14 protein-coding genes are annotated in these 13,442 nt (G+C 71.0%); 10 read left to right on the forward strand and 4 right to left on the reverse strand.

Annotation, left to right across the window (positions count from 1 at the left end):
* Nucleotides 1–17 precede the first annotated feature (17 nt).
* The 3 genes from hemB to MNO14_RS01275 all read right to left on the reverse strand — a co-directional run bounded on the left by hemB (nucleotide 18) and on the right by MNO14_RS01275 (nucleotide 3,489).
* A complete protein-coding gene (gene hemB / locus MNO14_RS01265) occupies nucleotides 18–1,007 on the reverse strand; it encodes a porphobilinogen synthase (RefSeq protein WP_241945011.1) in 990 nt (329 codons plus the stop codon).
* Nucleotides 1,008–1,093: 86 nt separating this feature from the next.
* The gene (locus tag MNO14_RS01270; protein WP_241945012.1) at nucleotides 1,094–2,125 is read right to left on the reverse strand and encodes a pteridine-dependent deoxygenase; all 1,032 of its coding nucleotides are present in this window, start codon (nucleotides 2,123–2,125) and stop codon (nucleotides 1,094–1,096) included.
* Nucleotides 2,122–3,489 carry an NAD(P)/FAD-dependent oxidoreductase gene (locus tag MNO14_RS01275; protein WP_241945013.1) on the reverse strand — a complete coding sequence of 456 codons (1,368 nt, stop codon included), beginning with the start codon at nucleotides 3,487–3,489 and terminating at the stop codon, nucleotides 2,122–2,124. The genes MNO14_RS01270 and MNO14_RS01275 overlap by 4 nt, the downstream gene beginning before the upstream one ends.
* Before the next feature lie 145 nt (nucleotides 3,490–3,634).
* On the opposite strand from MNO14_RS01275, the gene MNO14_RS01280 reads away from it, so the two are divergent.
* The 10 genes from MNO14_RS01280 (at nucleotide 3,635) to MNO14_RS01325 (ending at nucleotide 11,667) form a co-directional block, all read left to right on the forward strand.
* Nucleotides 3,635–3,904, forward strand: coding sequence for a phosphopantetheine-binding protein (locus tag MNO14_RS01280; protein WP_241945014.1), 270 nt, complete (start codon nucleotides 3,635–3,637; stop codon nucleotides 3,902–3,904).
* Nucleotides 3,901–4,584 carry a ketosynthase gene (locus MNO14_RS01285; protein WP_241945015.1) on the forward strand — a complete coding sequence of 228 codons (684 nt, stop codon included), beginning with the start codon at nucleotides 3,901–3,903 and terminating at the stop codon, nucleotides 4,582–4,584. Before MNO14_RS01280 ends, MNO14_RS01285 begins: the two co-directional genes overlap by 4 nt.
* A 108-nt stretch (nucleotides 4,585–4,692) precedes the next feature.
* On the forward strand, nucleotides 4,693–5,403 hold the full coding sequence (locus MNO14_RS01290) for a lysophospholipid acyltransferase family protein (RefSeq protein ID WP_241946224.1): 711 nt from the start codon (nucleotides 4,693–4,695) through the stop codon (nucleotides 5,401–5,403).
* Nucleotide 5,404: 1 nt separating this feature from the next.
* Nucleotides 5,405–5,716: a hypothetical protein gene (locus MNO14_RS01295; protein ID WP_241945016.1), complete on the forward strand. Its 312-nt coding sequence runs from the start codon at nucleotides 5,405–5,407 to the stop codon at nucleotides 5,714–5,716.
* Entirely contained in the window at nucleotides 5,713–6,693 is a 981-nt protein-coding gene (locus MNO14_RS01300; RefSeq protein ID WP_343226405.1) for an acyltransferase, read from the forward strand. Before MNO14_RS01295 ends, MNO14_RS01300 begins: the two co-directional genes overlap by 4 nt.
* Complete coding sequence (locus tag MNO14_RS01305) at nucleotides 6,650–7,327, forward strand: LolA-related protein (RefSeq protein ID WP_241945017.1); 678 nt, start codon at nucleotides 6,650–6,652, stop codon at nucleotides 7,325–7,327. Before MNO14_RS01300 ends, MNO14_RS01305 begins: the two co-directional genes overlap by 44 nt.
* Complete coding sequence (locus MNO14_RS01310; RefSeq protein WP_241945018.1) at nucleotides 7,324–9,735, forward strand: MMPL family transporter; 2,412 nt, start codon at nucleotides 7,324–7,326, stop codon at nucleotides 9,733–9,735. Before MNO14_RS01305 ends, MNO14_RS01310 begins: the two co-directional genes overlap by 4 nt.
* Nucleotides 9,732–10,166 carry a phosphotransferase gene (locus MNO14_RS01315; protein WP_241945019.1) on the forward strand — a complete coding sequence of 145 codons (435 nt, stop codon included), beginning with the start codon at nucleotides 9,732–9,734 and terminating at the stop codon, nucleotides 10,164–10,166. Before MNO14_RS01310 ends, MNO14_RS01315 begins: the two co-directional genes overlap by 4 nt.
* Nucleotides 10,167–10,248: 82 nt before the next feature.
* Nucleotides 10,249–10,980 carry a 3-oxoacyl-ACP reductase FabG gene (gene fabG, locus MNO14_RS01320; RefSeq protein ID WP_241945020.1) on the forward strand — a complete coding sequence of 244 codons (732 nt, stop codon included), beginning with the start codon at nucleotides 10,249–10,251 and terminating at the stop codon, nucleotides 10,978–10,980.
* Nucleotides 10,981–11,196: 216 nt separating this feature from the next.
* Nucleotides 11,197–11,667 (forward strand): DUF4156 domain-containing protein, encoded by a 471-nt coding sequence (locus MNO14_RS01325; protein ID WP_241945021.1) that lies wholly within the window; start codon nucleotides 11,197–11,199, stop codon nucleotides 11,665–11,667.
* A gap of 77 nt (nucleotides 11,668–11,744) precedes the next feature.
* Here the strand turns inward: MNO14_RS01325 and MNO14_RS01330 are convergent, their stop codons facing one another.
* Complete coding sequence (locus MNO14_RS01330; protein WP_241945022.1) at nucleotides 11,745–13,388, reverse strand: tryptophan 7-halogenase; 1,644 nt, start codon at nucleotides 13,386–13,388, stop codon at nucleotides 11,745–11,747.
* Between the last annotated feature and the right edge of the window lie 54 nt (nucleotides 13,389–13,442).

Below are 13,442 nucleotides of genomic sequence, written 5' to 3' on the forward strand. Positions count from 1 at the left end.
ATCGGCTGCGCGGGGGCTCAGCCCGCGCGCAGCCAGCGGGCGGCGTCGAGGGCGAAGTAGGTCAGCACGCCGTCGGCGCCCGCGCGCTTGAAGCCCAGCAGCGTTTCGAGTACGCACTTGCGCTCGTCGAGCCAGCCATTGGCGGCCGCCGCCTTGAGCATCGCGTACTCGCCGCTGACCTGGTAGGCGAACACCGGCACCGCGAATTCGGTCTTGGCGCGGCGCACGATGTCCAGGTAGGGCATGCCGGGTTTGACCATGATCATGTCTGCGCCCTCGTCGAGGTCCTGCGCGATCTCGCGCATCGCTTCATCCGAGTTGCCCGGGTCCATCTGGTAGGTCGCCTTGTCGGCCTTGCCCAATGCGCCGGCCGAGCCGACCGCATCGCGGAAGGGGCCGTAGAACGCGCTCGCATATTTGGCGGCGTAGGCGAGGATGCGCACATGCACATGGGCGTCGGCCTCGAATGCGGCCCGGATCGCACCAATGCGCCCGTCCATCATGTCGCTGGGTGCGACGATGTCGGCCCCGGCGTGCGCATGCGACAGCGCCTGGCGCACCAGTGCCTCGACGGTCACGTCGTTGAGTACGTAGCCGGCCTCGTCGACGATGCCGTCCTGGCCGTGCGTGGTGTAGGGGTCGAGCGCGACGTCGGTGATCACGCCCAGCTCCGGAAAGCGTGCCTTGAGCGCACGCACCGCGCGCTGGCACAGACCCGCATCGTCCCAGGCGGCAGCCGCGTCGAGCGACTTGGCGTCGGGCGCAGTGACCGGGAACAGCGCCAGCGCGGGCACGCGCAATTCGCTCGCGACCTCGGCCACGCGCAGCAGTTCGTCGATCGACAGACGCTCGACACCGGGCATCGACGGCACCGCCGCGCGCCCGCTGGCCTCGTGCACGAAGACCGGATAGATCAGGTCGTCGGCGGTGAGCGTGGATTCGCGCATCAACCGGCGCGAGAAATCGTCGCGGCGCATCCGCCGCATGCGGGTATCGAGTCTGATCATCCGGCGATTCTACGCTCGCCCCGGCGCCGCGCCCTGCGACGCCGGGTCGCAGGGCGCGGGTGCGCCCGCGAGACGACGCGGTTCGGTCAGCCGAGGTCGTGGACGCCGTCGATCTCGACCGCCAACTCGCGCCGGCAGATCGCCGCGTGCAGCAGGACCCGCGGGACGTCGCCGCCGAAGCGTGCATCAAGGGCGTCGGCCACGATCGGCAGGTCTTCGGCATCGCGCACATAGACCTTCAGCCGCGATCCCGCGCCGAAGGCACCCGGTAGACCGGGGCGGCGGGTACGCGCCGATGCGATCAGCGCATCGAAATTGGTGAAGGTCTCGTCGAGCTGGGCCAGCAGTTCGCCCTCGTGCAGCGAGGCATGCCCGACGATGCTGGCCGTGCCCGACAGCATCAACGGCATCGGGCTGCCCTCGGGCGGCAGCATCGCCCGCGCGAAGCTCGGGGCCTGTGGCCCGTGTTGACGCGGATAGCGGTAGGCGCTGACCTGACGCGGGTTTTCCACCGGCGTGCCGGGCACACGCGCGGCCAGCCAGTAGATCTGGATCGTGCGCGCAGCGTCGCAGCGGCCGATCGCGGTCGCGGCCGGCAGGCGCGAGGTGTCGAAATCGCCCAGGCCGCGGGCACGGCCGATACAGAACTGCCGATAACGCTCGGTATCGCCGTCGCCCAGCGTGATCGCATCGAGGTAGTTCCAGATCCGCAGCAGGTGCGGGTGCTCGCCGGCCTCGATGAAGCGCGTGAGCTGCCGGTAGGCGTGTTCGGCCGCCAGCAAGATGCCGCTGTGATCGCCCTCACCGGTGTGGCCGGCGGGCTCGTCGACCTCGATCGCGCCGAACAGCAACGCGCCGTCGCTCGACCAGGCGATCTCGCCGTCACGCCCGCTGCGCACCGGGGCATGCGCGTGCCAGACCTCGATGGGCGTGGCGCCGTGCGGCTGCAGCGGCACGCGCAGCCAGCGCGGATCATCGATCCTGGGCGCGTCGTCGCCGAACCCGAACGCGGCGAGCACGTCGGGTTGGGCGAGCAGCTGCGCCGGGTCCTGCCCGTGCACGTACTCCACGCGCAGCCGTGGCAGCGGATGCGGCATCACCGGCGCGGGGCGGCTCATGGGTTGCCGCCGTGCAGCGTGTCGCCGCGGAAGGCGACGCGGGCCTGACGCCGTCGCGTGCGCCAGCCGCGCAGCGCCTGCGGTGCGATCGCGATCGCATTGAGCGCGTAGATCATGCGGAACACGTACAGGCGCCAGCGCACCGCCGCGTTGTCGAACACGTCTCCGGCCAGCATCGAGATCACCGCCTGCTCCAATTGCAGATCGTTGCGGGGCGCCGAGAACAGCCGCTGCATGACCGGCGTGTTGAAGCGATAGATGAACCACGTGAAGTGCCGCAGGCCGCGGTCGAGCCTTGCCTGCATCGCGCGCTGCAGCCGGGCCTCGCGCGCCGGCGCGCGCAGCGACGCATCGACCAGGGCGGCCGCCTGCCGGGCGCTGTCCATGGCCAGGAACACGCCCGACGAAAAGATCGGATCGACGAACGCGTAGGCATCGCCGATCAGGAGCCAGCCCGGCCCGGCCATGCGCGTGGCGGCGTACGAGTAGTTGCCGGTGGCGTGGACCGGGGCGATGCGCTCGGCGCCGTGCATGCGCGCACGCACCGCCGGGTTGGCGTCCAGCGTGCGCATCAACAGCGTCTCGTTGTCGATGCGGCCGCCGTCGGCGCTGCGCTGGCGCAGGTAATCGGGCAGGCACACCGCGCCCACGCTCATCACATCGTCAGGCAGCGGGATGAGCCAGAACCAGCCATACTCGAAACGCGCGATCGTGATGTTGCCGGCATCGATGCCGGACTGGCGCGCCACGCCGCGGAAATGGCTGAACAACGCCGCCGACTGGTGCGTCGGGTTCTTGCGCTTGATCCGGCGCTGCGCCGCCACGACGGTATCGCGGCCGCTGGCATCGATCAGGTAGCGCGGCCGCAGTTGCAGGGGGCTGCCGTCGGCTTGGATCGCATCGACCCGCTCGGGCCGGCCGTCCGCGCCGAACGCCACGTGCACCACGCGCGTGCACTCGTGCATGTCCGCGCCACAGGCGCGTGCGTGCTCGAACAGCAACTGGTCGAACTGGTCACGGCGCACGTGCACGGCGGCATCGGGGCCGGGCGTGAGCGTGCGGGTGAAGCGGAACACATGGCTATGGGCCTGGCCGGGCAGCGGAAAGTCGGCGCCGGCCTTGTGCACGCCGATCGCACGGACCTGGTCGAGCACGCCGAGCTCTTCGAGGATCGGCATGTTCATCGGCAACAGCGACTCGCCGATGTGGAACCGGGGATGGGCGTCCTTCTCCAGCACGACCACCTGGTGGCCGGCGCGCGCGAGCAGGGCGGCCGCGGTGCTGCCGGCCGGCCCGCCGCCGATGATCACCACGTCGGCCTGCAGAGCGGGAGCATCGGTGGCAACGGTCGGGGCGGGAGTCATCCGGGGAAACGGCGGTCAGCCAGAGCAGGCGCGCATGATAGCGGAAGGCTGGTGGCGCGCTGCGCCGCGGGGCGGCGGCATCGGGCGCTTGCGCGGCCCGGCCCGATGCCGGATCGTGGCGACCTGCCCACCGATGGAACACCGCATGTCCGCACAAACCGAGGCCGAGCACGCGCTCGCGCAGTTGCTGGTCGAAAGCCTGAATCTGGAAGACGTCCAGCCCGCCGACATCGATCCCGAGGCGCCGCTGTTCAATGCCGGGCTGGGCCTGGACTCGATCGACGCGCTGGAGCTGGCGCTGGCGGTGAGCAAGCGCTACGGCTTCCAGCTGCGCTCGGACAACGACGAGAACCGCAAGATTTTCGCTTCGCTGCGGGCGCTGTCGGCGCACGTCGAGCAGCACCGCACCACTTGATCGCCCTGCTGCAACTGCTGCTGGCCCTGGGCTACGCGGTCCTGGCCCACCTGGCCAGCCTGTGGCAGCACGATGGCTGCGCGCTCGCCGCGATGGGCCTGCTGATCGCGATGCTGCTGGTCGAGCCGCTGCTGCACCGCCGGCTGTGGGCGTTCGCGGCGCTGCCGCTGGCCGGCTGGGGCGCGTTCGCGCTGTACGCAGCCGGCCAGGCCGCGTTGCCGCTGTTGCTGGTGCCGGTGGTGTTCGTGCTGGCGATCGCCTGGATCTTCGCGCGGACCCTGCGCTCTGGCGTCGAGCCGCTGATCACCCGGATCGTGGCCGGGATCGAGGGGCGCGATGCACAGGACATCGCGCCGGATCTGCGGCGCTACACCCGGGGCCTGACCGCGGCCTGGGCGGCGGTGCTGGTGGCGATGGCTGCGGCCAACCTGGGATTGGCGCTTGTCGCCAGTCCGGGCGGGCTGCTCGAACGCGTCGGGATCGCCTCGCCATGGCCGATCACCCCCGAGCAATGGTCCTGGTTCGCCAACCTGCTCAACTACGGGGTCATCGGCGGCTTTTTCGCGCTGGAGTTCATGGTCCGCAAGCGGCGCTTCCCGGGCCGGTACCACAGCTTCGCGGAGTTCCTGCGCAAGCTCATGGGGCTCGGGCCGGTGTTCTGGCGTGACCTGCTGCGCTGAACCCGGTCGGCACGCGCAGTCCGGGCGCGATCCCCGTATCCTAGCGCCTCAATGGAATACCGACAGACCCGCGTCGAGACCGGAGCGGCGACCTTCACCGCCCTGCCGATGCTCGCGTTGAATGCGCTGCAGTTCCTGTTCACCCTGCTCTGGACGGCGGGCTGGATCAGCGTGGCCCTGTGTCTGCAGGCGGTCACCGGGCGCAGCGGGCTGGCGCTGGACATGGCGCGCACGCACTGGGCGCCGGGCCTGATCGGACCGGCCGGCGGGCTGACAATCGAAGGCGCCGACGCGGTCGACTGGTCGCGGCCGTATCTGGTGGTCGCCAATCACGAGTCGCTGCTCGACATCTGCGTGCTGTTCATGGCCGTGCCGGTGCCGCTGCGATTTCTGCTCAAGGAAGAAATGCGGCGGGTGCCGTTTCTCAATCTCTACGCCCGCGCGACCGGCATGCTGTTCATCAGCCGTGACGACCGCCGCGCTGGCCCGCAGCTGCGACGCCAGGTTGCCCAGGTGCTGGGGGCGGGCCACACGCTGTGTCTGTTTCCCGAGGGCACGCGCTCGCGCGACGGCCGGCTGGGCGAATTCAAGTCGGGCTCGTTCCAGGCCGCGATCGACGCCGGCGTCGACGTGCTGCCGATCGCGCTGCACGGCACCGGCGCGGTGTTGCCGGTCCACGGGTTCTTCCGTGTGCGCCGCGGGCCGATGCGCGCTGTGGTCGGGCAACCGATCCCGGTCGCCGGCCGCACCGGCGCCGCCGGTCGCCAGGCGGTGGCGCAGGACGCCCGGACCGCGGTCGCCACGATGCTGGGGCGCTGAGGTGGCGGCGGACGCCCTCGTTGTCGAGGCGGCGCATCCGTGCCTGCCCGGCCACTTCCCCGGTCGGCCGGTGGTGCCGGGTGTGGTGATTCTCGACCGCGTGGTCGCGGCGATCGAAGCGCTGCATGGGCCGCTGGGCGCACTGCGGCTGCCGCAGGTGAAGTTCGTGCAGCCGCTGCTGCCCGAGCAGACCGCAGCGATCCGGCTCGAGCCGATCGCCGGTGAGACGCCGCGCTGGCGGTTCCGGGTCGAGCGCGACGGCACGCTGCTGGCGTCGGGCGAGATCGCCGCGGCGAGTCCGGCATCGGCATGAGCAGCGAGTGGAAGCGCCGCCGCGAGGGCGGCGGGCGGCTCGCACTGTCGCTGATCCGTTGCATCGGCCGACATTGCGGGCGCACGCCGGCGCGCGCGCTCTTGTATCCGATCACGCTGTACTTCCTGCTGCGCCGGAGTGCGGAGCGGCGCGACTCGCGGACCTATCTGTCGCGCGTGTTCGGCCGTCCCGCGAGGCTGGGCGAGGTCGCGCGTCACATCCATACCTTCGCCGCGACGATTCTCGACCGGCTCTACCTGCTCAGCGAGTCCACGCGCCGGTTCGACGTGCGCACCGAGGGCTTGCCGACGCTGCATCGCCATCTCGAAGCCGGACGCGGCGTGCTGCTGTTCGGCTCGCACCTGGGCAGCTTCGAGGTGCTGCGCGTGCTCGCGCGCCAGCGTCCCGACACGCCGATTCGCGTTGTGCTCGACCGCGCGCACGGCCGGGCGGTGACCGAACTGCTCGAGGCGCTCAACCCCGAAGTCGCCGCGACCGTGATCGATGCCGGCGCCGATGGGCCTTCGGTCGCGCTGGCGATCCAGGACGCGCTGACGCAAGGGGCGATGGTCGCGCTGCTGGTCGATCGCAGCCAGGAGGGCGGCGCCACGCTCGAGGTGCCGTTCCTCGGTGCGCCGGCGCCCTTCCCGGTCGCGCCCTGGCTGCTCGCCTCGGTGCTGAAGGTGCCGGTGATGCTGGCCTTCGGCCTGTACCGGGGTGGCAACCGCTACGACCTGGTCTTCGAGCCCTTCAGCGAAGGCGTCGACCTGCCGCGGCGCGAACGCATGCATGGCGTGGCCGCACTCATCCGCCGTTACGCCGAGCGTCTGGAGCATCATGCGCGCAGCGCTCCCTACAACTGGTTCAATTTCTATGACTTCTGGAAACGCGACCCCCGCGCTTCGGTGGCGGGCGCCTTGCCTGCTGCTGGCGATGCTGGCCCTGGCCCCGGCCTGGAGCGCGGCGCAGACCGCTGATGCCCCGCTGCGCGCCGGCCAGTCGCGCGATCGCGTGCCGGCGCCGGCTGCCGTCGCACCGCGCAGCGTCGATGCCGACTGGATCCTGCAGCGGTTGACGCAGTCCGGACCGAGCGCGACACCGTTCGTCGAGTTGCGCACGTCCTCGATGCTCAAGCGGCCGCTCGCCCTGGTCGGCGAGTACCGCCGCCCCGACGCCGGCACCCTGGTGCGCGAGGTCCGCAGCCCCTACGCCGAAACCACGACGATCCATGCCGGCGAGGCGACGATCGCGCGCGAAGGGCGCGCGCCGCGCACGTTCTCGCTCGCGCGCGTGCCCGAGCTGGCAGCGCTGCAGGACAGCTTCGGCGCGCTGCTCGCCGGCGACCGCACCGCGCTCGAGGCGCTGTACGCGCTCCAGGCCGATGGCGTGCCCGCCGACTGGACCTTGCGGCTGACGCCGCGCGATCCGCGCGCCGCAAGCCGGCTGACCGCGATCGTGCTGCGCGGCCGTGATGCCGAGCTGCGCTGCATCGAGACCCAGCCCAAGCAAGGCGATCCCCAGCCGACGCTGCTGGGCGGGGCCGCAGCCGATGCCGCGGCGATCGACTCGCCCGAGGCCGCGCGTCGGCTGTGCCACGACGTGCCGCGTTGAACAGGGCCCCCGGCCTTCGCGAACGGCTGCTGCAGCGGCCGCGCCTGCGGCTGGGCCTGGCCGTCGCCTGGTTGCTGGCGTTGGCCGCGCTGAGCTGGGTGGCCGGGCAGGCGCTGGAGTTCAGTGGCGACCTGCGGCGCTTCCTGCCCGATGCGCGGACGCCCGAGCAGCGGCTGCTGATCGACGAACTCGGCGACGGGCCGGGCTCGCGGCTGCTGATGCTGGCGATCTCGGGCGAGGCGCCGGAAGCGTTGGCCGCGCGTTCGCGCGCGCTGCACGATGCGCTCGCCGGCGATGCGCGTTTCACACTGGTGACCAACGGCGGCGAGGCCGGGCTCGAGGCCTTCCCCGAGCATCTGCTGCCCTACCGCTACCTGCTGACCGATTCCTTCGACGACGCGCCGCTGGATGCCGAGGCCTTGCGTGACGCGCTCGATGCGCGCTTGCAGGATCTCGGCTCGCCGGCCGCCGGCCTCGTTGAGCCGCTGCTGCCCGCCGATCCCACGCTCGAGGTCCTGGCCCTGGCCGACGCCTGGCAGCCGGCCGGCGCCCCGCAGCGGCTGCACGAGGTCTGGTTCGACCGCGCCGGCACCCACGCGCTGTTGCTGGTGGAGACCCGCGCGGCCGGTTTCGATCCGACCGGCCAGCTTGATGCGGTCGGCACGATTCGCGAGACCTTCGCGCGACAGGCGCGCGGCAGCATGGCGACGCTCGAAGTCGTCGGTCCGGGCGCGTTCTCGGTCGACATCGGCAGCCGGACCCAGAGCGAGGCGCAGCGCATCGGCCTGGTCGACACGCTGGGCCTGATCGTGCTGCTGCTGATCGCCTATCGCAGCTGGAAAATGCCGCTGCTGGGCGTGCTGCCGCTGGCGAGCGCCGGCATCGCCGGCCTGACCGCGGTCGCGCTGCTGTTTCCCGGCGGCGTGCACGGCATCACGATCGCCTTTGGCTTCACCCTGATCGGCGTCGTGCAGGACTATCCGATCCACTTCTTCAGCCACCAGCGCGCCGGCCTGTCGCCGTGGCGCAACGTGCGCGGCCTGTGGCCGGCGCTGTCGACCGGCGTGATCGCCACCTGCATCGCCTACGCGACGTTCCTGTTCTCCGGTGTCGACGGCCTGCGTCAGCTGGCTGTGTTCACGATCACGGCGCTGGTGGTGGCCGCGCTCGCCACGCGCTACCTGTTGCCGGGACTGGTCGACCCGTCGCCGCCCGACATCGCCGCGTCGCTGCGGCTGCAGCGGCTGTGGCACTGGATCGAGACGCTGCCGCGACCGAAGTGGTCGCTGGCCGTCCTCGCGCTGGGCTCGGGGCTGGCGATCGCGTTCGCGCCGGGCGAGGTCTGGCAGAACGACCTGTCCAAGCTGACCCCGGTCGATGCGGCGTCGATGCAGCGCGATGCCGAACTGCGCGCCGAGCTGGGCGCGCCCGACGTGCGCTACGTCCTGGTCGCACAGGCGCGCGAACGCGACGCGGCGCTGGCGGCGACCGCCGCGCTGCGCCCCGACCTCGATGCGCTGGTCGCCAGCGGGCGGCTCGACAGCTACGACATGGCCGCGCGCTATCTGCCCAGTGCCGAGCTGCAGCGCGCCCGTCAGGCCGCGCTGCCCGACACCGCGGCATTGCGCGCCATGCTCGCCGACGCGCTCGCCGGTTCGGCGTTCAACGACGACGCCTTCGCGCCCTTCGTCGCCGATATCGCGCGCGCCAAGACCGCACCGCTGCTGACCCGCGAGGACCTGGCCAGCTCGCCGCTGGCGACCGCGGTATCGGGCCTGCTGCTTGAGCGCGATGGCCGCAGCACGGCGCTGGTCTCGCTCAGCGGCCTTGATGAACCCGCCGAGATCGCCGCCATTGCCGCCCAGGCCCAGGCGCGCAGCCCCGGCGTCGACCTGCGCCTGCTCGACATGAAGGCCGCCTCCGAGTCGCTGGTGGTCGAATATCGAGGCCGTGTCGTGGCTGCGATGGCGGTTGCGCTGGTGTTGTTGATCGCTACGGTCTGGATCGCACTGCGCAGCCCGCGCCGCGTCTGGCGGGTGCTGCTGCCGACGCTGCTGACGCTGCTGGCCGTGATCGCGGTGCTGCGCCTGGTGGGCGTCGAATTGACGCTGTTCCACCTGGTCGCGCTGATCCTCGCCGCCGGCCTTGGCTTGGACTACGCGCTGTTCTTCGAGCATGCCGGCGACGACCGCGACGACCAGATCCGCACGCTGCACGCGATCGTGGTCTGCACCCTGATGACGCTGTTGGTGTTCAGCCTGCTGGGCCTGTCGTCGATCCCGGTACTGCGCGCGATCGGCAGCACGGTCGCGCTCGGCGTGATCTTCAATTTCGTACTGTCGTTGCTAGTCGCGCGCCATCGCGGCGCGATCGAGGCTGCACGCTCGGAACAGGGACCGACCGCATGACCAAATTCGACCGCGACGCGATCGCCTCGATGATTCCGCACCAGGGCGCGATGTGCCTGTGGGACACGGTCGTGGCCTGGGACGCGGCCAGCGTGACGCTGCGCAGCGCCGGCCATCGCGCGCCCGACCATCCGCTGCGCAGCGACGACCGGCTGCGCGCGCTGCATCTGTGCGAGTACGGTGCGCAGGCGATGGCGGTGCACGGCGGCCTGCGCGCGCGTCAGGCGGGCGGCCGGGTGCGGCCGGGCATGCTGGTCGCGCTGCGCGGCGTGCACCTGCACGTGGCCCGCATCGACGACCTCGCTGGTGACCTGGAGTGCGTGGCCGAGGTCCTGGTCGAGTCCGACGACAGCCAGCAATATGCATTCCGCATCAGTTGCGATGGCGTGCTGCTGGCCGAGGGCCGCGCGGCAGTGATGCTGGGCGCGTAAGAGGCGCATGCGGCATGGCGGATGCCCCCGCAGCCGCGACACCCGCTTCTGCGAATCACGAAGGCGAGGCTAGAATCGCCCCATGAACACTCCCAGCAAACGCGCGCTCGTCACCGGCGGCAGCGGCGACCTCGGCGGTGCGATCTGCCGACGCCTCGCGGCCGATGGCCACCATGTGATCGTCCATGCCAATGGCAATCGCGCCCGGGCGCAAGCGGTCGTCGACGCGATCGTCGGGGCCGGCGGCAGCGCCGAAGCCGTGGTCTTCGATGTCGTCGACGGCGAAGCCACGCGCCAGGCGCTCGAGGCGCTGCTCGAGGCCGGCGCGATCCAGATCGTCGTCAACAACGCCGGCATCCACGACGACGCGCCGATGGCGGGCATGTCCGAGGCGCAGTGGAAGCGGGTGATCGACGTCTCGTTGCATGGCTTCTTCCACGTCACCCAGCCGCTGCTGCTGCCGATGGCGCGCAAGCGCTGGGGCCGCATCGTCAGCGTGTCGTCGGTCGCAGCCGTGCTCGGCAACCGCGGCCAGACCAACTACGCGGCGGCGAAAGCAGCGTTGCACGGCGCCTCCAAATCGCTGTCGCGCGAGATGGCCAGCCGCGGCATCGCCGTCAACGTGGTCGCGCCCGGCGTGATCGCCGGCAGCATGGCGCAGGACGCGTTTCCCGAGGACATGGTCAAGCAGATCGTGCCGGCGGGGCGGGCGGGTACGCCCGACGAGGTCGCCGCGCTGGTCGGCTTCCTGTGCTCGGACGCGGCCGGCTACATCAACGGGCAGGTGATCGGCATCAACGGCGCGATGGGCTGATCCGCGGTCGCGGCTCGCCCCCGATACCCGACCCGGACCATCCAGATGCTGGGTCGCGCCGGCCACGGCGCGCTCGATAGGCGTTGGCTGCGCCGTCCGGTGGACGGCGCCCGATCGGCCAAGGTGGCTGAGCCGGCACCATCCACGCCGGCTTCAGGTCGGGCGGGCGATGATCGGCCGGCGCCCATCCGGGCACCCACGAGTCGAGGCACCGCCATGCGCATCGTTCGCACCCTGTCGCTCCTACTGGCCGTGGCGGCGATTGCCGGCTGCGCCAGCTCCCACGTCCTCACCGGCACGCCGCGCGCGCCGATCGACCCCGCCCAGGTCCGGATCTACCACGGGCCGCCGCCGGGGCACTACGAGGAAATCGCGATCCTCAACACCAGCAGCGGCGCGCTGACCTACGGCGAGCAGAACAAGACCGACTCGGTGCTGCAGAAGCTGCGCAACGAAGCCGCCAAGCTCGGCGCCAATGGCGTGCTGTTCCAGGGCACCGCCGATAGCGAGCGCAGCGGTGGGGTCAGCGTTGGCGGCGGTCTGGGCCGCGGCGGTGGCCGCTCGTTCTCGGCCGCGGGCGTCGGCGTGGACATCAGTCCGCGGCAGAAGTACGCCAGCGGGATCGCGATCTGGGTCGCCGATCCGCCGCCGCCGGGACCGACGACGTCGCCGCCACCGGCGCGCTGACCTCGGCAAGCCGCGGCGCCTTCACCAGGGCAGTGGCAACCGCCCGTTCCGGCGTCCGCGCCGGGACGACGCCAGCCTCAGGCCGCGTCGGCGTACCACTGCGGGGCCAGCGACGTCTCGGGCGCTGACGGGCCAGCCAGCAGCGCCGCCAGCCCGTGATCGGCGATCTGCGGATGGACGGTGCGCGCATGGGTCAGGATCTCGCCGGCCAAGGACCGCATGCGCGCGACGTTGTCGCCGATGCGCGCGATGAATGCGTCGGTGTCGAGCGTGTCGGCCAGCGCGCGGTTCATATCGCGGAACCAGACGATGTCGAACTGGTCGAGCGAGCGGACCTGCGGCGCTGCGCGGCCGCAATTGCGTGCACCCCACTCGCGCAGCAGCGGTTGCAGCGCCAGGTTGAGCGCGCGCGCATCAGCGAACGCCGGCCGCAACCGGCCCAGTGTCGCCAGATCGGTCAGCCGGTCGGCAAAGAACAGCGGCGCCAGCACCGCCCAGTAGTAGGTGTAGTCCCAGATGACCTTCAGCGGCATGACCTGCGCATCGCCGAACAGCGGGTACTGGTCCTGGTAGAGCGTCAGGGTGTTCTCGTAGAACGAGAAGTACAGCTGCTGGTACAGCTCAGCATGCCGACTGACATCGAGGCCGGCGTGCGACTTGCCGATCAGATCGCAGATGTAGGTATTGCTGATCGCGATGAAGTCGCTGCCGGGCGAATAGAACGGATCGAGGAACAGCCCGGCCTCGCCGGTCAGCGCCCAGCGCCGCCCTGAGAACACCTGTTTGACGCTGTGCGAAAAGTGGCGCAGGAACAGGAAATCCTGCAGCGTGTGCTCGGCGCGGTCCAGGCTGGCCGCGACCTGCGGCTGGTGGATCCGCAGCCAGTCCATCGCCTTGGCGTGGGTGTTCATCGTCTCGAGCGGATGCATCTTCGCGTCGCAGACGATGCCCAGCGAATGCGCGCCCGACGACAGCGGGATCAGCCAGAACCAGTAGCCCGGGCCGCACATGTGGTTGGTCGAGCGCCAGCGGTCCGGCGGATCGCAGCGCTGCAGCCAGTGCGCGTCCTGCGACCAGGCGTTGGGATCGACGATGCCGTCCACGCGCCACCACACCGCATTGGCATCGTGGTCATTGGGCTGGGCGAGGTCGAGCTTGCGCTTGAGCAGGCCGGCGCGCCCGCTGGCGTCCACGAGCCAGCGGCAGCGCATTTCACGGATGTTGCCATCGCGCTCGACCCGGACGACATGGTCGCCGTCGTCGTCGGCCAGCTCGATGCCGCGCACCACGGCGCCGTCGTCGAAGCGCACGCCACGTGCGCGTGCGCGCTCGCCCAGGTGGTTCTCGAAACGGCCGCGGTCGATCTGCCACGACGGTGTGGGCATCAGCTGGCTCACGCCCATCTCGGTGCAGCGGTCGACCTGGTCGGCGCCTTCGGAGAAGAAGAAACGGAAGCCGAACTTGCGGATCTGCTCGGTGTCCAGGTGCTCGCGCAGTCCGAGCACGTCGGCGAAGTAGTGCGCGCCGATCTCGACGGTCGACTCGCCGACCTTGTGCGCAGCCTCGCGCACAGGGTGCGCACGACGTTCGACCACCGTCACCGACAGCGTCGGCGTGCGGTCGCGCAGTTGCAGCGCCAGGGTCAGGCCGGCGAGCCCGCCGCCGAGAATGAGCACGTCGGTGGTGGCGGTCGCGGTCTCGGAAATCTGGGGCGTGGCCATGGTGCAGACATCCTGTGTGCGTCGGGGGAGCCGTCAGCGCCGGTCTGGGGTCAG

This window comes from Luteimonas sp. S4-F44, assembly GCF_022637415.1.
GTDB lineage: Bacteria > Pseudomonadota > Gammaproteobacteria > Xanthomonadales > Xanthomonadaceae > Luteimonas.